19 protein-coding genes and 1 tRNA gene are annotated in these 20,160 nt (G+C 61.0%); 7 read left to right on the top strand and 13 right to left on the bottom strand.

The genetic code is table 11. From position 1 onward, the window contains the following. Positions 1-22 precede the first annotated feature (22 nt). From CLV84_RS03710 to CLV84_RS03695, 4 genes are read right to left on the bottom strand one after another with little or no spacing between them, the layout of a single operon-like run. On the bottom strand, positions 23-763 hold the full coding sequence (locus tag CLV84_RS03710; RefSeq protein WP_104418384.1) for a DUF4097 family beta strand repeat-containing protein: 741 nt from the start codon (positions 761-763) through the stop codon (positions 23-25). A gap of 17 nt (positions 764-780) precedes the next feature. Further along, a complete protein-coding gene (locus CLV84_RS03705; RefSeq protein WP_104418383.1) occupies positions 781-1,572 on the bottom strand; it encodes a DUF4097 family beta strand repeat-containing protein in 792 nt (263 codons plus the stop codon). A 2-nt stretch (positions 1,573-1,574) separates the two neighbouring features. Beyond that, entirely contained in the window at positions 1,575-2,348 is a 774-nt protein-coding gene (locus CLV84_RS03700; RefSeq protein WP_104418382.1) for a HEAT repeat domain-containing protein, read from the bottom strand. After that, on the bottom strand, positions 2,345-2,869 hold the full coding sequence (locus tag CLV84_RS03695; RefSeq protein WP_170067552.1) for an RNA polymerase sigma factor: 525 nt from the start codon (positions 2,867-2,869) through the stop codon (positions 2,345-2,347). The genes CLV84_RS03700 and CLV84_RS03695 overlap by 4 nt, the downstream gene beginning before the upstream one ends. A 253-nt stretch (positions 2,870-3,122) precedes the next feature. On the opposite strand from CLV84_RS03695, the gene CLV84_RS21440 reads away from it, so the two are divergent. The 4 genes from CLV84_RS21440 to CLV84_RS03680 are packed head-to-tail and all read left to right on the top strand — an operon-like array spanning position 3,123 to position 5,681. Further along, the gene (locus CLV84_RS21440; protein ID WP_146088697.1) at positions 3,123-3,305 is read left to right on the top strand and encodes a hypothetical protein; all 183 of its coding nucleotides are present in this window, start codon (positions 3,123-3,125) and stop codon (positions 3,303-3,305) included. A gap of 53 nt (positions 3,306-3,358) precedes the next feature. Next, a complete protein-coding gene (locus CLV84_RS03690) occupies positions 3,359-3,877 on the top strand; it encodes a hypothetical protein (protein ID WP_104418380.1) in 519 nt (172 codons plus the stop codon). Between the two features lie 15 nt (positions 3,878-3,892). Next, positions 3,893-4,450: an RNA polymerase sigma factor gene (locus CLV84_RS03685; RefSeq protein ID WP_104418379.1), complete on the top strand. Its 558-nt coding sequence runs from the start codon at positions 3,893-3,895 to the stop codon at positions 4,448-4,450. Beyond that, positions 4,443-5,681 (top strand): hypothetical protein, encoded by a 1,239-nt coding sequence (locus tag CLV84_RS03680; protein WP_104418378.1) that lies wholly within the window; start codon positions 4,443-4,445, stop codon positions 5,679-5,681. Before CLV84_RS03685 ends, CLV84_RS03680 begins: the two co-directional genes overlap by 8 nt. A gap of 3 nt (positions 5,682-5,684) precedes the next feature. On the opposite strand, the gene CLV84_RS03675 is transcribed toward CLV84_RS03680, so the two are convergent. Both CLV84_RS03675 and CLV84_RS03670 read right to left on the bottom strand, forming a co-directional pair. After that, positions 5,685-6,146, bottom strand: a complete 462-nt coding sequence (locus CLV84_RS03675) for a cytochrome B (RefSeq protein WP_104418377.1) — start codon at positions 6,144-6,146, stop codon at positions 5,685-5,687. 38 nt (positions 6,147-6,184) lie between these two features. Next, positions 6,185-7,282 (bottom strand): AI-2E family transporter, encoded by a 1,098-nt coding sequence (locus tag CLV84_RS03670; protein ID WP_104418376.1) that lies wholly within the window; start codon positions 7,280-7,282, stop codon positions 6,185-6,187. Between the two features lie 87 nt (positions 7,283-7,369). Here CLV84_RS03670 and CLV84_RS03665 point away from each other — a divergent pair, with 87 nt between their 5' ends. Next, positions 7,370-7,780: a secondary thiamine-phosphate synthase enzyme YjbQ gene (locus tag CLV84_RS03665; protein ID WP_104418375.1), complete on the top strand. Its 411-nt coding sequence runs from the start codon at positions 7,370-7,372 to the stop codon at positions 7,778-7,780. Here CLV84_RS03665 and pnuC read toward each other — a convergent pair. Both pnuC and CLV84_RS03655 read right to left on the bottom strand, forming a co-directional pair. Next, complete coding sequence (gene pnuC / locus CLV84_RS03660) at positions 7,745-8,407, bottom strand: nicotinamide riboside transporter PnuC (protein WP_104418374.1); 663 nt, start codon at positions 8,405-8,407, stop codon at positions 7,745-7,747. The two genes, CLV84_RS03665 and pnuC, sit on opposite strands and share 36 nt — an antisense overlap. Positions 8,408-8,413: 6 nt before the next feature. Next, positions 8,414-9,328 (bottom strand): PfkB family carbohydrate kinase, encoded by a 915-nt coding sequence (locus tag CLV84_RS03655; RefSeq protein ID WP_104418373.1) that lies wholly within the window; start codon positions 9,326-9,328, stop codon positions 8,414-8,416. A gap of 192 nt (positions 9,329-9,520) precedes the next feature. Between CLV84_RS03655 and CLV84_RS03650 the strand changes: the two genes are divergently transcribed. Then, positions 9,521-9,594 (top strand) — tRNA-Asn (locus CLV84_RS03650). Positions 9,595-9,901: 307 nt separating this feature from the next. On the opposite strand, the gene CLV84_RS03645 is transcribed toward CLV84_RS03650, so the two are convergent. Further along, positions 9,902-11,233: a hydroxymethylglutaryl-CoA reductase, degradative gene (locus CLV84_RS03645; protein WP_170067501.1), complete on the bottom strand. Its 1,332-nt coding sequence runs from the start codon at positions 11,231-11,233 to the stop codon at positions 9,902-9,904. A 16-nt stretch (positions 11,234-11,249) separates the two neighbouring features. Next, on the bottom strand, positions 11,250-12,308 hold the full coding sequence (locus CLV84_RS03640; RefSeq protein ID WP_245911371.1) for a beta/alpha barrel domain-containing protein: 1,059 nt from the start codon (positions 12,306-12,308) through the stop codon (positions 11,250-11,252). Between the two features lie 231 nt (positions 12,309-12,539). On the opposite strand from CLV84_RS03640, the gene CLV84_RS03635 reads away from it, so the two are divergent. Next, positions 12,540-13,052 carry an SPOR domain-containing protein gene (locus tag CLV84_RS03635; protein ID WP_146088695.1) on the top strand — a complete coding sequence of 171 codons (513 nt, stop codon included), beginning with the start codon at positions 12,540-12,542 and terminating at the stop codon, positions 13,050-13,052. Positions 13,053-13,056: 4 nt separating this feature from the next. On the opposite strand, the gene CLV84_RS03630 is transcribed toward CLV84_RS03635, so the two are convergent. The 3 genes from CLV84_RS03630 to CLV84_RS03620 are packed head-to-tail and all read right to left on the bottom strand — an operon-like array spanning position 13,057 to position 19,504. Beyond that, the gene (locus tag CLV84_RS03630) at positions 13,057-13,350 is read right to left on the bottom strand and encodes a rhodanese-like domain-containing protein (protein WP_104419497.1); all 294 of its coding nucleotides are present in this window, start codon (positions 13,348-13,350) and stop codon (positions 13,057-13,059) included. A gap of 57 nt (positions 13,351-13,407) precedes the next feature. After that, a complete protein-coding gene (locus CLV84_RS03625; RefSeq protein ID WP_104418371.1) occupies positions 13,408-15,879 on the bottom strand; it encodes a T9SS type A sorting domain-containing protein in 2,472 nt (823 codons plus the stop codon). Between the two features lie 49 nt (positions 15,880-15,928). Next, positions 15,929-19,504 carry a PASTA domain-containing protein gene (locus CLV84_RS03620; RefSeq protein ID WP_104418370.1) on the bottom strand — a complete coding sequence of 1,192 codons (3,576 nt, stop codon included), beginning with the start codon at positions 19,502-19,504 and terminating at the stop codon, positions 15,929-15,931. Between the last annotated feature and the right edge of the window lie 656 nt (positions 19,505-20,160).

Below are 20,160 nucleotides of genomic sequence, written 5' to 3'. Positions count from 1 at the left end.
CACGTTTCCCGCCCCGCCGGTGTTACTTGGCCCGTCGGAGGTACACGGTATCGTAGGGCGACCGGCATCGCACCTGCGCGCCGCCGCCCTGTCCGATCGTGCCTACGACGCGTTCGTAAAATTGCCGCTGCTCGCTGGCCTCCGCGTCGATGGCGATATCGAAATCGGTCAGCAGCGTACCGAATTCCGTAATGAGCTCCAACTCCGCCGTAGCGTTGGCCGGCAGGGTAAGGTCCACCTCCCCGTAGTTGCTGTACAGATCCAGTTCCGCGGAGCCGGAGAGATCGCGGTGGTCGACCTCCACGGTGCCGTAGGTGCTGTGTACGCGGGTGAGTCCGGCGATATCGGCCACGTGCACGCCGCCGTATTTGGTATCCACCTCCACCTGCATGCCGGCCGGGACGGCAATTTGCAGTTCGATCCGGCTGTTGCAGTTGTACTGGCGGCCGTTGCCACCGGAGGCGCGCTGGGCCGCGCACTCCCGGGACAGCTGATCCTCCGTCGGGCTGGTTTCGGCGACGATCAGCCGGTCTCCCCGCCGGTCGACGGTGATCTCGCCCAGCTCGGGCCGTTCGACTCCGTTGATCACCACCACGTGGCGCAGCGTGAGTTGGTCGGTGTGGGAGGGGACCAACTCCACGTCGCCGAAGTTGGCCGTGATGTCGAGGTGGGTGGCTCCGTTGGTTGGGATGATCCGCGGATCCGACTGGGCGGAGAGGTGGCCGGCAGCCAGCAGGAGGCTGCTAAGGAGTATACGTAGCATGGGGATGGGTTAAAGGATTACTGCTTGCGGAGGTAAATATTGTCGTACGTAGCGGTCAGGGTGATCAGGGTACCGCCGCCATTGATGGTGCCGCTGAGTTTACTGGTGTTGACTTCGCTGGGTCGGTCGTAGTCGGGGTTTTCCTCGTTGCCGGCTACGGTATTGGATTTGATCTGGATGTCGAAGTCGGTGTACATGCTTCCGTAGCCGGTGGACAACCGCACGTCCGCCTTGGTGGTAGCGGGTAGGGTTATGTCGACGTCCGAATAGGTGGAGTGGAGGCGTACCTCTTCGGTCGGGGCGGCATCCCAGGTGGCGACGATATCGTCGTAGACCGTATTTACGGCCAGGGGTCCGGTCACGTTCTCGAGCTCGGCCTTGTGGTACATCATGGAGACGTCGAGGCTGCCGGAGAAGTCACGGACGACGAGGTCGCCGCCGCGGTGGGTGCTCTGTTCGACGGTGACGCTCGCGCTGTTGGGTACCCGTACGGTCACCTTTTCCCCGTCGCCGCCCACCTGGGCTACCCGGATGGTACCGCCGCTCTCCGTGACGTTGAGCCCGGTGCCGGTGTTGTCCTTCAGACCGGAGGCACTGATCTGGCGCAGGCCCGCGGCCCGGTCGTCGCGGTCGGTGGCCGAACCACTGCCTTCCACGATTAGCTCGCTGCCGGAGGTGCCCACGATGGTCAGGTGATCGATCTCGGAGAAAACAACCGTCTTGCCGGCGGCCGCTAGTTTAAAATCCTCTTGGGCCAGCAACGGCGTGGCCAGAAAAAACAGAAAAAGGATGCGGAGGGAAATAAGCATAATCAGATTAGTTTGAAGGTTCCGAGTTCCGCGGCGTCGCGGAGGGGGCGGGGGATACGGTCGTTGTTAATAATTTCTTCGAGGTAGGGAAGCACCCGCTTCTCGTTGAGGGCGACCAGGGTTTCGAGGAGCTGGACGCGCACGGCGGGGGGTGGGTCGCCGGCCATGGCGGCGAGCATTTCGTCACGGGCGGCGGGGGCACTTTCGAAGCGGACCAGGGCGTCCAGGGCGGCAAGGCGCACGTTTGCTTTTTCGTCGGTTCGCAGCAGGTGGCCGAGGTTGCGGATGATGACCGGGTCGGCTACCTCCACCTCCAGACTCACCGTGGCGGCGCGCATGCGGGTGGTGGGTTGTTCGGCTTCCATTAATTCGAGCATGAGGGTTCGGGTAGCGGCGAGTTGGCGTTCGAGCTCGCTGGTATCGCTGCGGCCGAAGTACCACCCCAGCCCGAAGACCAACAGCATCAGGCTCGCGGCCATACCGAGCAGGGCGACGGGGCGCAGGTGCCGTACGGATGCGGGACGGGGAGCCGGTTCGGTAGGCGATTCGGTGCTTTCCCCGTAGCCGGCCAGCATCTTGGCGAACCGTTGGTCGGCGGCGGGGCTCGGCTCCGGGTCGGTCACCGAGGCGGTAGCTTCCCGCAGTTGGCGGAGAGAAGCCAGTTCGCGGGCCGTATCCGGGTCGCTCGTGCAAGCTGCCTCGACGGCCGCTTCCCGCTCCGGGCTGAGCTCCCCGGCGAGGTAGTCGATCAATTCGCTTTGGGGTATGCGGTTCATGGTTGGTTCAGATTGTGGTAGTTGGTCCGTAGCTGCTTGCAGGCCCGGTGCATGCGCACCTTGACGTTGGCTTCCGTGGTGCCGAGCACGGCGGCGATATCGGCGTACTTCATGTTGCGCTGCCAGGCCAGTTCCACCACCACCCGGTAGTTGTCGGGCAAGGCGGCCAGGGCGCGGCGGCAGTCGGGGTAGCGTTCTTCCTCCTCGTGGGCGAGGCTACCGAATTCGAACTCGTCGTTCAGCGGCATGCGCCCCTCCAGGCGGAGGTGGTCGCGGTGTACGTTGCGGGCGATGGTGAACACCCAGGTCTTGAAGCAGGCGTCTGGGCGCCAGCTCGTGCGGTATTTGATGACCCGTTCGAAGGTCGTGTGCAGCAGGTCCTCCGCCGTGGCGCGATCCGAATAGGTACGGTTGATCAGAAAGCCCAGCAGCGGCGCCTTATACCGGTCGTAGAGCAGGGAGAGCCGGTGGATCTTTCCCGCTGCTACTTCTTCCATCAGTGTTTCGTCGGTCGCTGCCAAAGGGTGGTTGGTTGCTGCTTGCGGGGGGAAGTACTGCGCTTTTCGGGGAAGGTTACGGAATGGGTAAGATTTTTCTCCCTTGCCGGGTTTGGGAGCTCCGGCTGCGGGCGCCTGCTGGTCCGCCGAGCGGTAGCTCGTCTGCCCGGCAGGCTGCCACCGTATTTCGTTTTTCATACATCGTCCTCCCCGGTCCGCCTCGTCCGCACACAACCCGCCGCGAGCCGTTTCGAAGGGGTCACCAAACCGCATTACCGTGCCCCCGACCCGCCCCGCTCCTGCGCCCCCGCCGCCCGAAAAGAAAACCTCCACGCTCAAGAAGATCGTCTACGTGATCATCCTGCTGGTGGCGCTGTCCATACTGCTACAGATCCTGGGGGTCGGCGTGGTGAATAAACGGGAAAGCGATACGCTAATTGAGCAGCCGCACGCCGACTGAGGCAACCCCACCGGGAAAACGTGCGTGATGTCCATAAAGCCAATCACCCCGCTATGTCCCGCCCCTTACTACCGCTATTCCTCCTTTGCCTGTTGCTGGGCTGCGAGAACACTACCGAATCGATCACGGCCGTCGGCGAAAACGACTTCCTCCGGGGACGAATCGGGGAACGAACGTTCAAGCTCACCCAACCCCCGGGGGCCTGGCTCAATAATTACTACCAGACTTACAACATCGATTCCGTGAGCGCGGAACGGGATCCCGATCAATACTTCCTGGTTATCCGGCGGATAGATGCTGAGGTTACCGAACTGGTCGAGTTGTCCTTTCCCCTCGATCCGCTCTATACCTTGCCCTACCCGATCGCTTCCCTGCGGGGCTTCGTATCCTTTGCGGACCTGTACGACGACTCCACCATGGGGTGCCCCCACGTGGACAGCAGCAGCTGGTCATCCGTACCCGTGAACTTTACCATTGACGGTTGGTCGGACAACGAGCTGATCGGACAATTCACATCACTGTCCGAACAGCTGACGGGGGAGGGAGAATTTTCCATCGTCATCGCTAAATAAATTTCTCGCAGCCTGATGTGGGACGAAAGAGAAATTCACGAATTAGTACTGGGCAGCACCCGCGAGGATGCCGCCGCGCAGCGCGCCCTCTATACGGCGGCTTACCCCTACGGGCTCACGGTGGCCCTTTACTACAGCGATAACCGGCAGTCGGCGGAGGAGGTACTCCAGGACAGCTTCCTCAAGCTATTCCAAAGCCTCCCCCACCTGGACGATCTTCCCCAAAGTTTCCTCCCGTGGTTCCGGCGCATCGTAGTCAATACCGCCATTGATGCGTACCGGCGTCGGCAGCGCGATCTCAGGATCGTCCCCCTTCCGGCCCAAATGACCTTTAACGCCGCCGTCGACCGATTGAATACCGAGGACCTTTACCAACTCCTGCAATCCCTGCCGCCTTCCTACCGGCTGGTCTTTAACCTTTACGTACTCGAGGGCTACTCCCACCCCGAGATCGCCGACCGCCTCCACATCAGCGTGGGCTCTTCCAAGAGCAATCTGCACAAGGCCCGCCGACACCTGAAACGCCTGGCTACCCCTTTTTTTAACCCTACCATCAACTTCAACAATGCTTGACCTGGAAGACATACTGCGGCAGGGCAGTCAGGAACCGCAACCCGGCGGCCCGCCCCCCGGAGGGTTTACGGAACTCCAGCGACGCCTCGGCCAACAACCCGCAGCCGGAGCGCCCTGGCTTGTTTACTTCCTTACGCTACTGCTATTTGCGGTTGCCGGACTGGCGTACTGGTCGTATCCCACCGAAGAGAGCACGGATGCGAAGCCAGCCACCACCTTACCCGCCCTTGAGGACGGTACCGACCTGCAAGCGCGTAACCTTCCGGCCACGAGGGATTCCGAGACCAAAGCCGAAGTTGGAAGATTTACTGAGCTGAAACGGGGCAACTTGCCCGAAACGGTACGGCATCGGGTATTCCTGCAACCAACGGATACCCTGGCGGCCATCCGCACTACCGTGTACCGCCCCGCGGAAGCCGTAACGCCCCCCCTACCCTCCCGAAGCACCCGCTCCGTACCTACCGTGCCGTCACTCCGGTATGCCGCCGAGCGGCCCATCCTTCCCCCCGTGGTTTCGTCGGTAAGCCCTGTCCTGCAGCCACGGCGCGGGACATGGGACCTACGCCTGAACCTGTATCCCAATCCGCGGGAACCCCAGACTTCCGTACAAACCTACGCAGACGAACCATCCGTCATAACCACCCAGGGCGCTACCGGATTCGTGGTGGACGGACAACTGCGTATGCTCTACCAACTTGCCGATTTGGGCGTGAGCCCGGTAAAATTAGAGCCCGTGCTGCAGCTTCAGCTACACCGACGTACCCGTGCGGGAATAACCTTCGCCGTGGGCGCTACCCACTTCCGGTCCGACTATCTACTGGAAAAGGCCGCCCGCCGGTTTATCGTGGAAGAGCAGGATCAATACGTGGCGTTCCGGGAGAGTCGCTTCCGGATGTGGTTAGTTTCGTTCAACGCCGGCTATGAATTTCCTACCTCCGGTAAGTGGAAACCCTGGGTACAGGGAGGGATTCAACTGGCTCTCCGTACTATGGAACAGGACGAATACCGACTGTCGACCAGGCTAAATGCGGCAGGCTGGACCCAAACCTCCTCCCGGGTAGTCAGCTTCCCGCTGACTACCGGCCAGGACTGGCTCATCCCCAACGCGGAAGCGGGGATACTCTACCGACTGACCGGTCACTGGCTCGCCGGGCTGAGCGTCGGCGCCGCACCGGGAGACTACGCCGATATCCAGCCGACCCTCGGAGCCGAGGTGCGCTTTCGGTGGTGAGGCTTACCCCAGGCCCACGCTCTCCAGGCCCGGGTAGAACGGCCAGGGAATGGCCGCCAGAATCAGGAACAGCCCAGCGCCGTAGTATTTCGCGACCGTTTTCCAGCCCTTGTTCAGCTCCGCCTGCCGCTTCGCCTTGCTGTAGCCGACGGTGATCAGCACCGTGGCGATGATCATCACCCACCAGTGTACCCAGTTGTAGTACTTCGCTACCGACTGGCCGGCATCCTCGGGGACGTCGGCGGCTATGCCGTAGGGGCTGAGCCATAAGTACAGTAGCAGCCCGAGCAGCAGCTGAATGTGCACCGAAATCAGACCGAACAGCGCCCAGCGGTCCTTGCCCGGGTATACCGTCCCGCTGCTGCGCATAGAGAGCGCACGGGCGATGGCGACGATCAGCAGGATGAGCACGATCCAGCGAAGGCCGGAGTGGGCGTGGGTGATGGCGGTGTAAACTACGGGCATAAGGTAAAATTGAGGGGGTAAGATAGGCCGGCTACGGCTTATTCCTGTCCGAGAAGGTAAGCGTAATCCTCCATGCCGTTGATATGTTTAAAGACGATACGCATGATGGCCACCACGGGGATGGCCACGATCGCGCCCACCGCTCCCCACATCACCGTAAAGGCAATGACGGCCACTATGGTGGTGAGGGGGTTAATGTCCACCTCGTCCCCCACGATAAGGGGCGTGAGAATGTAACTTTCCAGTACCTGCGCTACGGCCATCGTGCCGAGCACGCCCAAAATCATGGTCGTTCCCCCGCCACTGGCCACGGCGATCGCCACCGCGATCCCTCCCCCGATGATGTTGCCCAGGTAAGGGATAATGCTGAGGATGGCCACCAGCACGGCGATCACGATCGCGTAGTTGAGCCCCACCAGCGAGAAGCCGACGCCGTAAAGCACCGACAGGATGAGTATGAGGATCAGCCGCCCCTTGAGGTACTGCTGGGCCACGTCGAGGGCCTCATTGATGGTCTGGTGGGTTTCCCCGCGTTTTTCATCCGGCGCCCGCCGCAGGACGAATTCCCGCAACCGCTCCTTCTGGCTCAGGAAGAGGACGATGTAGACAAACATGAGCAGGAAATCACCGAGTACGCTGAGGGTGCTGGAAAGGGCGCCCGTAATCTGGGACTGCCCGAAGGGCAGGTTTTGCAGCATACTTCCCCCGCTGCTTCCCCCGTCGGCGGACTGGCCGGAAGCACTACCGCTTTGCTGCCCCGTCGAGGTGGAATCGGAGGCCTCCGTCGTAGCACCGCCGGGAAGCACGGGGATCTGCTCCTTGGCCCGCTCGATCTGCTGGCTGATGCGGTCCTCGATCTCGGGCCAGTTTTGCGCGAAGCTGGTTGCCTGCTGTCCGATCGCAAAAAATATGCCGGCGAAGAAAAGGACCAGCAGGAAAACCGACGCCGCGATGGCGAGGCCCGGCTTCCAGCCCCAGCTGCGAAGTTTGTTGTCCACGGGGTTCAGCAGAATGGCGATCAAACCGGCAACGGTCAGCAAGAGTAAAACCGACTTGCCGAAGTACAGAATAGCAACCACGCCGATTATGGCAAAGAGGCGAAGTACGAATCCTACCAACTTCGGGGAAACTTTCATAAGCTAGGGTAATTTCTTCTTTGATAGGTCAATCGGGGGGGCTCTGTTCACTCCTCCGTACTTTTGCCCGATCTAAACCCCGCTACCGTGGTCGACCAAGTAACTTTCCGCCTTCAAGCCCGGCCCCGCGGCTTCCACGTCGTGACCCGCGAGATCATGGAGCAGCTCCCCGTTTTGCCCGACCGGGGCTTGCTGCACCTCTTCATCCAGCACACGTCCGCGGCCATTACCGTCAACGAGGCCGCCGACCCGGACGTCCTTACCGACTTCGAATCCATCTTCAACAAGATCGTACCGGAAAACATGCCCTTCCTGGTCCACACCCTCGAGGGTCCCGACGATATGCCGGCCCACATCAAGGCGGCCATGATCGGCCACAGCGTCACCCTGCCCATCACCGCCGGCCGGCTCAATCTCGGCACCTGGCAGGGCGTCTACCTCTGCGAGTTTCGCAACCGGGCCTCAGGCCGCGGCATCGTAGCCACGATCTACGGCTAGCAAACCCCGCCAGTTGCGGTAACCGTAGATCGCCATCACGACATAAAGCACCATCAGGGCGGCAAACAGGAGGGCGCTGGAGCGCAGGTAGATGAGAACGTACGCCGCATCGATGACCACGAAGTAGAGCCAGTTCTCCAGTCGCCGGCCGATCAGTAAAAACGTGGCGATTACGCTGAGGGTGGTGGTGATCGCATCCGCGTAGGTGCTGGTCGCCGTTGTCAGCGAACCAACCACCGCTCCCAAAAATAAGCCACCGATGATGCCGCCACCGATCGTGAGCAGGTGTTCCCGCAGCGTCATGCGCACGATGCCGGAGCCCGGAGCTGGCCTTTCGGTGATAGCAAGTTCGTCCAGCGTGGTTTCCTTGGCGGGCGCCAAAGCGGTACGCTGCCACCGATAAATGCCCACGCCGGCCATTACCAGGTAAAAGAGTTGCAGCAGAGCGTCCGAAACGAGGCGGTATACCACGAAAGACTGGTGCGCCCACAATGCGGCACTCACGGCGGCGAAGAGCCAGCACCAGTTATTGTCGCGGGCGGCAAGCCATACGTAGGCAAGAGCCGTAAGTGTCGCTAGCCACTCCACGGTGTCGGTAGCCGCCGCTTGGCGCAAGAATTCCTCCATCGGGACTTAGAGGCTCACCGTCATCAGCTCGCCGAAGCGCTGTACCCGGCGGTCGATCTGCTCCTGGTCGAGCGTCTGCATACGGCGGGTCCCGAAGTCCTCGACCACGAAGCTTGCCATGGCCGATCCGTAAATCACCGCCCGCTTCAGGTTGGCGAAGCTCAGGTCGTCGGTGGCGGCCAGGTAACCGATGAGCCCGCCGGCGAACGTATCCCCGGCCCCGGTCGGGTCGACCACTTTGGGTAGGAGCAGGGCGGGCGCCGAAAAGAGGTTCTCCCCCTCGAAGAGCAGGGCTCCGTGCTCTCCTTTCTTAATGATGAGGATTTTGGGCCCCATTTCCACGATTTTGGCCGCCGCCTTTAGCAGGCTCAGCTCACCACTGAGCTGGCGGGCTTCCTCGTCGTTGATGATGAGCACGTCTATGCGCTTCAGTACGGCCATCAGGTCTTCCAGGGCGTGGTCCATCCAGAAGTTCATGGTGTCGAGGGCGACCAACTTGGGGCGCTCCGTGAGTTGATCCAGCACCCGCGACTGCACGGCCGGGGTCAGGTTGCCCAGCATGACGTAGGGCGCCTTCCGGTAGCTTTCCGGCACCTTGGGATCGAAGTCGGCGAGCACGTTCAGCTGGGTGTCCAGCGTATCGCGGCCCATCATGTCGTCGTGGTAGCGGCCGGCCCAGTAGAACGACTTTCCTTCCGGAATCACCTCCACGCCCTCCAGGTCGGAGCCGCGACGCTGCAGGTCGGCGAGGAAATCATCGTTGTAATCGCCACCGATAACGGAAACGACCTGTACGGGCTGCACGAAGTAGGTAGCGGCCATGGCAATGTACGTACAGCTACCCGCCTCGATCATTTTTACCTCCCCGTAGGGGGTGTAAACATCATCGTAGGCAAGGGTTCCAACTGCGAGCAAGCTCATAAATATTATTTTTGGGGCTGCAAAGATTGCAAAATAAACCCGGACGACGTAAATTTGCGTCCGCTTAGCGCTTCTGCTTCAGTAGCTCAGTTGGTTAGAGCGGTCCCGATAGCTATCGGGATTAATCCGTAGGTCAAAGATCCGAGACCACGACAACTGTGCTAAATGAGCGTGCGTTGACATAAAAATTTTGCCTCAGTAGCTCAGTTGGTTAGAGCGGCGGACTGTTAATCCGTAGGTCAAAGGTTCGAGCCCTTTCTGAGGCGCAACACGAAAGCCCCACTTCGTCAGGAGTGGGGCTTTTTCATTTTATACTTCCCGGAATAAGGATGGCGGACTTGATTAGAGCGGTCCCCTAAGCATAAGGGATTCATCCGTAGCGGAACACCGAACAGTGTATGAGATCTGGCTTCCCCCCCTCCGCGGTAGCTGGAGATGGGGCTCTAGCTACTTAGCCCGGGAGACAAAAGCCGGAGGGATGGAAATGTCGTGCGGCAGCATTCCGGAGGTCAACCCTTCGAGCCCTTGCCAGGCGGAAGCAATGCCACCGTTCCCTACTTCACCCATTCAGCATTACCCCCGAAGCTTCTCCAGGTACTGCCGTACGCCGTGGTGGCTCACCGTCCGCCCGTCGAAAAAACCGGTTGCCGCCTTGCGCTCCGTAACGGTGGCTTCGAGGCTGGAGAGAATATTCTGCAGGTGCATCCGCATGTGTCCCCGTTGAATGCCAGTGGTCACCAGGCTGCGCAGGGCGGCGAAGTTCTGGGCCAGTCCAGTGGCGGCGGCCACGCACATCAATTCCTCGGCGGAAGGGCGCCCGAGCATGTCGAGGGCGATGTCGGCCAGCGGATGCAGTCGGGTCAGTCCGCCCACGGTACCCAGGGCCAGCGGCACGGTCAGTTCGAAGTGGAATATCCCGTCGACCACCCGGCACCGGCTCAGCGACCGGTAGGTTCCGCCCTCGGCGGCGAAGGCGTGGGCCGCGGATTCCACCGCCCGAAAGTCATTGCCGGTAGCCAGCACCACGGCGTCGATGCCGTTCATGATGCCCTTGTTATGGGTCACCGCGCGGTAGGGATCCTGCCGGGCGATGTCGACGGCGAAGCAGAAGCGGCGCACGAAATCAGCCGCATCCACGCCGGAGCCCGCTAAATTCATTTGCTCGATCGGGCAGCGGACCCACGTCCGTACCGTGCAATTCGGCGTATGGTTGCTCAGGATGGCCATCACGACTTCGAGGTCCCGTTCGCGGGCGTTAAGCTGCTCGCTGTCCGAAGACCACAATTCGATTTCGGTGGCGTAGGCCTCCAGCACCGTGTTGATAAAATTTGCTCCCATGCTGTCGCCGGTGCCGAAGCGGACCAGCAGCTGATAGCACTGTTCGTTGACCGCCGGGAGGTGTTTCCACTGCATGCCGCGCACCCCGCCGCCGCGGGTTTCCATCCGGGCCGTGATGCCGGAGGTAACGTGCCGCAGCCGCCGCTCCAGCTCGGGAAACAGGGCCGCGCGCCGGTCGGGATGGCCTCCCCAGCGGAAATGGAGCTGCCCCAGCTTTTCGGTGGCGATCACCTCCGCCTCGAATCCGCCGCGGGTCAACCAGTACTTGGCGGCACTGCTCGCGGCGGCGACCACGCTGCTCTCCTCAATGACCATCGGTACCGCGTACACCTTTCCGTTGATGAGGAAGTTGGGGGCTACGCCGAAGGGAAGCGGAAAGTTACCAAGGGTATTTTCGCTAAAATTGTCGACTACCTCCTGGAGATCCGGATTGGTCGCATCGAAAAAGGCAAAATCTCCGCTGTCGTGACCGGGTAAAAAGTGATCGAGCAGCCACCGTCGGCGGGCTTGCTTATCGAACTTGCTGAAACCGCTGACGCGGTGATTCTCCCGGATGTTTTCGGACACGGGTACGTGGGTATGGTTAAAGCCGGGGACGAAGATAGGCCTTCGCCAGTTCCAACCCGCGTACCTGGGTCGCCACGTACCGTTGGAGACTGCCGTAGTCTTCCCGGGCGTGCCGCAACAGGGCCGACGCCTGACCATAGATGGCCGGCAGCGAACTGAGCGAGGTCAGGTGATAGCCATCGAGGAAGGTCCGCACGCCACCACTGATGATCACTTTAGCACAGCGCACTTCGTCCGGATTTTCCGCCACCAGGGCGTTGATCTGCCGTACCATTCCTTCGGCGGAATGCCCGACCCGGGTCAGCCCCGCGTACGCCATCCGGGCCAGGGCATCGGAACGGAAGAGCTCCAGTTTGCTGAAATTCGTTCCGCCGTTAGCCGCCGTATCCAGTGCCAGGATCGGTAGCCGGAGCAGTTCCTTCAGGCTCGCGGGGCCCATCCCCTGCCCTACCTCCTTGACGATCACCGCCAGTTCGGGGAAGAGGCGAACCACTTCCCGGATCGATTCCAGTGGCGGTGCCGTGAAGCGGTCTCCTTCGGGTTGCAGCCACTCCTGTAGCGGATTGACGTGAATGATCAGGCCGTCCAGCTGCAAGGAGTCGATGAGTTGGGGGATGAGAACGGAATCGCCGTCCTCCAGTAAGCGTTGCACCTGCGCGGCGCCGAGGTTCGCATAAATGGGGACGCCGTCGCCCGCCAGGGGACGTACGTTGAAGTCGTCGAAGCGGTGGTCGTCGTAGAGCAGGCTACGGCAGGAACCGAGGCCCATACCAAGCCCGAATTCCCCCGCCGCCCGGGCCAGGTTGTGGTTGATTACCAGGGCCTTTTCGGTACCCCCGGTCATGCTGCTCACCCAGAGCGGAGCCCGCAATTCCTTGCCGCCCCAGTCCATAGTGCCGTAGCTGCCCGGAAGGGGATGAGCGGCTAATAAAGGTTCGTAGTCGAAACGTTCGTCCAGCCCGTCTCGATCGGCCTGGGAATCAAAGGCAAGCTCGATGTGGTCTTCCTTACGGCCGGGGGCGTTGGGGTCGTCCATCGCCGCACCCGGCAGGTGAATGGGTAAAGTTTCCGACATAGTACTGCCAACGTTGGACCAAAAGAATGGTTGAAAAGATAAAAAAAGGGAGCGCCCGAAGGGCACTCCCTGAAAAAACGGTCTTTCCAAAAAGCAAACACTTGACAAATTCTTGTCCCCGGAGGGGGTGGTGCAAATGAGGTAAACGGAATTCCAGCCGATTACAGCAAATCGACACCACGCTTTATATCTTTAGGGTTTCGGGAGCTTGGCGATAAACACTTGTAAACAATGAAGAAGACATCTATTCTGATCCCTTTAATCCTTGTAGTTTGCCTGATTGCGCTCGCGCTGTTGGTTTCTCGGGCGATCGCCGCTTCAGAACAAAGCCAAACTGAGTTCGAAGATAAGACCAATCGGGCGGACTTACCAACATCTCGGACCGGAGATTCCCTGGCGATCGCTGACGGCCAAGCCGATACCGATCCCATGGAAAACATGCAACCCAAACGTTTTCAGGACCTTGTGCCCGCTAACAGCCGGGATAGCAGTGTGACGGCCATGGGGAGTGCGGGAGTCAATTTTTTGGTAATTGCCGGCGCTTTTCGCCAGGAAATCAATGCTCGTACACGAATTCGCAATCTCAGGGAGGCCGGTTTCAGCCGAACCACCCTTGAGAATTTCGACCGCGGCACCTACGCCGTCGCCCTCGTCGATCGTACGGGATCGTACGGGGAGGCAACGGAAATGGCGGACCGGGTACGTCAGGCCGGTTTCGAAGTCGAGGTGTATCGGAAACGGTAATTTCCTACTTCTGGTAGGCCAGCATACCCCCTTCCAGATTGCGAACGTTCTTAAATCCCGACTGCCGGAGCAGCTCCTGGGCCATGGCCGATCGTTTCCCGCTGCGGCAGTAGATGATGATCTCCTGCTCCTTGTAGGGCGTCAGTTTGTCCATTGACATACTCAGTTGACCCAGCGGGACGTGGATTCCCCCCACATTGAATTCCGTGCGCTCGTAATCCTCCCGCACGTCTAGCAGAACGTAATCGTTCTTGCCTTCTTTCTCTCTCTTCTTCAGTTCCTCTACGGTAGCTTCCATCGTCACTTTTAGGTTATCCGGTTTGGTGGGACCCAACAAGAATAAGCAAGAAATAGATTAACGGCGCACGAACTTTTGCCGGCCGATCCGCTCCCCGATCCGGCATTCCAGTAGGTACATTCCCGGCGTGAGGGCGGATACATCCACCACCGTGGTTCCGCGCTGTCGGGCTACCAAGCGACCGTCCATTGCGTATACGTTAATTCGTAAGTCCTTGTCTATAAGCGAACTGGGCAAGCCGATGTTCACCACGTCCTCCGTCGGATTCGGATAAAGGCGGATGAACTCAGTCAGGGATTCCCGCTCGTCGGTCGCCGTAGGGCGCACATCCGCCCCGATTAAAAGCGGCCGGATCATGATAGCGCCCCGGGTCGATCCCTCGAGCTCCTGCCACCCGTTGCCCGCATCGAAGTACTGCCCCTCGGTCAGCGGATTGTTGCGGTCGAAGCCCACCGATAGCGAGCGGTCGGCCTCCTGTTGTTGCCACCCGACGAAAAAGCTCCCCACTGGCAGGTCCACCGCTTCGGTCAGCGCGTAACTCGTGAAGGCCTGCAACGAATCGTCGAAGATATCCTCGGGGTACAGCAAAGGATAATCGGCTGAATACAGCAGCTCGCCTGGGGCTCCGTCCTGGCCCTCCCCGTACACCACGAGGGTGATGCCCTGATCGCCGGCCCCGTCCAGTACCCGCGGTAGGCGGATCCGAATACCGATGAGTTGGTCCGCCACGAAGGCCGTGTACCGCTGTACGATGATGTTGCCCCCCTGCCCCTCGATGGCCACCTCGGCCGTGCCGTCGTCGTAGGCCATGTGGTCCGCCAGCTCGGTCAACTGGGTCGCCGTGCTATTCCGCAGGATACCGGGGGCAAAACCGCCGTCCTCGGTCGCGACCGTAAGCTGGTAAGTGGTGGCGAGGGTATAGTCTTCCGCCGGATCAAGCGCAAATAGGTAGTTGCGCACTGCCCCGTACGACGGCAGCTGATCGAAAGTAGCCCCGCGCACCTCGATGCCGCTCGGGGCGATGCCGTTATCCTGACCGAAATACGGCGACGGAATCAGTCCGCCCTCCCCCACCAGGGTGCCGTCGGTCGCGTCGGTCACCCGGTAGCGAGAAGCGGTTACCGGGGTCACGTCCGCCCGGTGGTTCCACATTTTCAGGAAAATGGAATCCGCCAGGAGGCTTTGTCCGCCGGCCTGCAGGTGGCGCACCGGTATGCTGGTATAGGGAGCGATAAGCCGAAAGGGTTCCTCGATCAGGGCAAGATCCTGGGTGACCAAGCTGGTAGACTGATTGCTGAGTTTTACGTAATCCAGGTTCCAGTTGTCGACCGAACCCCGCTCGGTGCTTAGGTTCACGAAGCGAAACTGGAAGCCGTCGTACTGGTAAGCCGCGGGCACGGGCACCGATTCCCCGGTGAAATCGGGCAGGAAGGTGTTGGGGGAAGTATTCAGCAGCCCCTCCCGTGAAAAGACGGTATCCCACTCCCCATCGGGCGCCAGAAACTGTACCAGGAAGCTGTCCATAACTTCCGGCCGGTTGCCGTATCCCTTAGCCTGCAAGTAAAAGGAGAGGACGGTGCCGCTCTGCCCGGCGAGCCGGATCGGCACCGACGTCAGGTAATCGCGGGGATTTGCCCGGCGGCCATTGCCGATCTGCTGGTACGATTGTCCGGCGTAATCGATGGCGTCGAAGGTAGCCACCCCGATGGAGGGGGGCCGTACCCCGTAAGTGCGGTTGACCAGTACGTCCGCATCCTGCCACAGGGCTACCTCCGGGCGGATATCGTCGTAGCTGAAGTCGTCGAAGAACGGCAGGGCGACCGGCTGGCGGTTGATCTCGAAGGTGCTTCGGTAGGTATCACAGAGCCCGTACGCATTGCAAACCGTGACGCAGACCGTGTCGGTACCACCGTAGCGGGCCGCCTTGTAGCGAAAGTCGTTACCGGCGTCGCTATCGGTAAGGAAGGCAAACCGTTGCCCCCGCCCGGGGTAGGCGTCGGCACAGTTGGTGATCGTGCGGCAAAACGCTCCTCCCGGTAGCTCGGGTTCGGGGACGATGATTTCCGTCGACGATTCGGGTTCTATGAGCTGGTTGCCCAACTCGATGGTGCGCCCCTCCCGCTGTACGAGAAAGACGAGGGTGGTCGTGTCCGCGCAGACGGTGGCCGAGCAGACGGTAAATCCCAGGGTATCGAGCCCCTGCCCCACGCCGGGGAGGGAAGTGTAAACGACCGTGTCGTTGCGCAGTTCCACGGTGCCGAAGGCGGCTTCGTCGCAGCCGATGCAGCGGTAATCGGTTAGGTCGCTGCCCAGTCCGGCGGTATCCAGTTCCACACGGATGGTATTGAATGCTCCGGCCACGATCCGCTCTATACCCGACAAGTCGGGATTTTCGCAGGTCATCAGGGCCGCGGGAGCGGGTGGGTCCCCTCCTCGGCGGAGTTGGGCGTGCTCGGCGAGCGGCACGATTTGCTGGGCGGCGAGTAGGGCGCCCCATACCAGGAACAGGGACAGTAGGGAAAGCTTCATCAGTGTCTGTTAGAAACTACGGAACGTGGCCGGCCGCGATAAGATTGGTCTAGTCGCAGTCAGCCGGCCGCGTTTGACTCAGGTAGAGGTCCACCTTGGCACCGGTTTCCAGGCGGCTGCCCGGCGCGGGGTCGGTACGGGTGATGTACGCCTCGTTGCGGTTGCTTACCTCACCGATCACCTCGCCGATCACCAGCTGGCTACCCGTGATCGCGAATTCAGCGGTGCCAAAGGTCTGGCACCGATAATCTTCCAGCTGGACGTTGTCGCCACGCCGCTGGGTAATCACGAAGTCAATCGTACTGCCCATCGGCACCGTGACGCCCTCACGCAGGTCTTCGTCGGTGATTTTGCGGTCGTCGTAGTACATGTAGAGGATGGTACCGTCTTCCTGCCGGGCGTCGAACTGCCGTTCGCGGATACGGTACTTCAGGTTCTTTACCTTGAGGAGGCGGACGTACTGGTTGTAGTCGTAGTTGCCGACCAGGCCGGGCAGGGCCACGTCGGGCGCATCCTCGCTGAGTACGGTCAGGTACACCGTCCGGTTGTTCTTCACCCGGCTGCCGACGGGCGGTTGTTGCTGCACGACCAGCCCGGCCGGCTTTTCGGGGTCGAAGGGGCCGACGGTCACGTCCAGGCCCAACCCGTTGTCCTCGGCCAGCGCCCGCGCCTGATCGATCTGCATCCCCTCGAAGGTGGGCAGCGCCATGCTTTCGCCGTGGTTGGTGTACCAATCCAGGCCGAACTTCAGCACGAGAAAGACCAGAGCGAAGAATAGCAGCGCGGCCACTACGTTTTTCAGGATCGTCGTAACCACGGAGCTAGCTTTTTTTTTTGGGTCCCGATAGCTATCGGGAAGCGCGGGTGTCGCGTTTTCGAGGGAAGGGGTAACTGCCACAGCCTCCGACGCCATCAGCGGGGGTAACCCTTGCCGGCGCTGCCGTTCCTTGGCGAAGTCCAGGATAGCGGCAATGAACTGGTAAGGCTGGTAGCCGGCGATGGCCGCCTGGTGGAAGATGGCGGTGGCCGGCGTGATGCCCGGCAGGCTGTTCACCTCGATCACGATGGTCTCCGCCCGGCCGTCCTCGTGCACGCGCACGAAGGCATCGATGCGGCAGTAGCCGGTGACGTCCAGGATGCGGGCGGCTTTCTCCAGGTCGCGTTTTACCTGTTTGGCTACGTGCTGGTAATCGTAATTTCCACTGGCCAATCGGGCCGGGGTCAGATTCTGTCCCTCACCGGCCAGGAATTTCTCCTCCAGGCTGAGGATTTCGCCCCCGGCCAGGGCCTCGCTCGGTTCGAAGACCTCGTAGCGCAGATCGCCGCTGGCGTCGAAGTGGGTGAGCATGCCCCCGGTGATCTCCAGGAATTTGGGGGCTCCTTCGGCCGTGATCGGCGATTCGAAAAGGATGGTGGATTTCCCCAGCGGCCACTCCGCCTGCTCACCGATCTTCAGGGTCCGGCGGGCGGCCCGTTCGGTGGTGCCACCCGGCTCGAAGGTGAGCCGGCAGTAGGCTTCCAGTTGTTCGCGGTTGCGCAGCAGAAGGACGGCCGAGCTGCAGCCGTCATCCACGGGCTTGGCGATGATGGGGAAGCCGAAACGCTCCTCCACCCGCTGCAGGAAGCCCTTCGCGTTCAGCTGGAAGTCCTGTTTCGTAGCCAGTAATTGTTCGGTGACCGGGAGGCCGCCGTCGTAGAGGGCGTGTAGGGTGGCGTATTTATCGATGGTCACTTCGGAGCTCTCCGGGCTGGAGCCGTTGTAGGGCAGGCCTAGGGTTTCGAGCTTCCGCTGTACTTGTCCGTCCTCACCGGGGCGGCCGTGGAGGGCAATGAAGACCAGGTCCACCCGGTCGGGCAATTCCGCCAGGGGCAGGTGATCGGGGTGGAAGACCACGTCGGGGTCGGCATAGCGGGCAGTGATGGCGCGGCAGGCGTCGCGGATCTCCCGGATGACGGGGTGCTCTTCCTGCTTGGCCAGCTTATCGCGGATGTCGTCGGCGTTGTCCTTGAGGAGCAGGTTGACCGGCAATTGGTAGAGCACGAAGTCTTCGTCCTGGTGCCGGGTATCAATAGGGGCGGTCAGAAATACGGGCAGGGGGCGGTAAGCTTCGCTGGAGGAAAGCTTTTCGTATACGTTGCGCCCGGATTCGACACTGATGTGGCGCTCGAAGCTGGTGCCACCGAGCAATACGGCAACGCGTTCCTTTGCACCTGCGCTCGCCGCCAAAGCATCTAGATCCGCGTCTACCTGCTGCATCAGGTCCGTGTGCCCGTGCTCCTGCAAACTGGTCCGGATGATGTACGTCAGGAATTGGGAGGGGCTCAGCCCGATCTCGGCCGCCTGGTGAAAGAAGAACGACGAGGGCATCATGCCGCTGGTCGTATTCGGGTCGTTCAGGAAGATGGTGCCGTCGGCGGTGTAAAAGCCGTCGATGCGGGCGTAGACGTGAAAGCCGAGCTGCTGGAAGAGGCGTTCCGTCTCGATGCGGATGCGCTGGATGGCGTCGCCCGGCAGGTTGATGGGCGTCACCTTGCGGCTGCGGCCGGGCAGGTACTTGCTCCGGTAATCGAACAGCTCGCCCTCGAACTTGACGATCTCGGTGGGCGGCAGCGCCACTACCCCGCCGTCGGGCTTGCGCAGAACGATGGTCGAAAACTCCTTACCACTGATGAAGCCCTCTATGATAACGCGCTGCTCGGTCTGGTGTCCTTCCAGCAGGACCAGCGGGTCGCCGCCGTCGGCAGCCGCCCGTTCGAGGTAGTCGTGCAGATCGTCCGGGGTATAGATGGTCAGGCGGTGGTCGCCGCGCTGGGCGTCCATCGGAAAGGCGATACCGTCGCGCAGGTCACTCACGCGGCGCACGTATTCGATGCGGTCGGTGGCGGACCGTTCGGCGTAGTCCGTAAGCAGGATTGCCTCCCGGAAGAAGGCCGCGTTGACGGCGTGCTCGAAGCCGGCGAGGCCTTCCTCCTCGTCGAGGATGGCCACGCCGATGCTGCTGCCCTGGCGGGCGGGGCGCACCACCATGGGCCAGCCGATTTGCTCGACGGAATCGGCGAAAAGTTGCTCGATGGGCGTGGCCGCCAGGTTCTCCTTTTCAATTACGAGGATGGGCGGGGAGGGAAATCCGTCGCGCGCCATCATTTCTTTCTGGACGGCCTTGTCCATCCCGATCTCGCTGGCTTCCACGCCACTGCCCGTGTAGGGCACCCCGGCGTACTCGAGTTCGCGTTGCAACTGGCCGTCCTCTCCGTACTCCCCGTGGAGGGCCAGGAAGGCGATGTCGATCAGTTCGGGCAGTTCCTCGCGGCGGATGCGGCGCCCAACGTGGCTGCCCATTTCCTCGAGGGCCAGTTCGTCTTTCGGCCCGAGGCTTTCCTGGTACACCTGGAAGCCGTGCTTGCTTTCCGGGGCCATGGCCACGGGCGGAAAAAAGTCACGGATGCTACCCCGGTAGAGGTACTGCCAGTCGAGCAGATACCACCGCCGGAAGCTATCGACGAAGATGGGCACCGGCTCGAAAAGGGATTTGTCGAGGTTGTCGTATACCGTCCGCCCCCCGGCAAAGGAAATCTCGCGCTCCCGGGAAGGACCGCCGAAAAAGATGCCAACTTTGATACTCATATTCTGCTTTGAAGGGGGCCGCGAAGGTAACGTATCTGGTATACAAAGCTTAACGATTCACCCGGGCAGGTTTATTACGTGGGGAGGGGGGAGGTCTAAGGAGTGAATTGGTGAATGGTTGAGGGACTGAATGGCTCCGCTCGTGGTCCAAGGAGTGAATTGGTGAATGGTTGAGGGACTGAATGGCTCCGCTCGAGGTCCAAGGAGTGAATTGGTGGATGGTTGAGGGACTGAATGGCTCCGCTCGAGGTCCAAGGAGTGAATTGGCGAATGGTTGAGGGACTGAATGGCTCCGCTCGAGGTCCAAGGAGTGAATGGGTGAGGGACTGGATGGCTCCGCTCGAGGTCCAAGGAGTGAATTGGTGAATGGTTGGGGGACTGAATGGCTCCGCTCGTGGTCCAAGGAGTGAATTGGTGAATGGTTGAGGGACTGAATGGCTCCGCTCGTGGTCCAAGGAGTGAATTGGTGAATGGTTGAGGGACTGAATGGCTCCGCTCGTGGATGGGGAGGAGCTATAAGGAGTTAATGGTTGGGGGACTGAATGGCTCCGCTCGAGGTCCAGGGAGTGAATTGGTGAATGGTTGAGGGACTGAATGGCTCCGCTCGAGGATGGGGAGGAGCTATAAGGAGTTAATGGTTGGGGGACTGAATGGCT

This window comes from Neolewinella xylanilytica (genome assembly GCF_002934605.1).
Taxonomy (GTDB): domain Bacteria; phylum Bacteroidota; class Bacteroidia; order Chitinophagales; family Saprospiraceae; genus Neolewinella; species Neolewinella xylanilytica.
The sequence above is the reverse complement of the archived record's forward strand: the minus strand, read 5'-3'. Positions and strand labels throughout refer to the sequence as shown.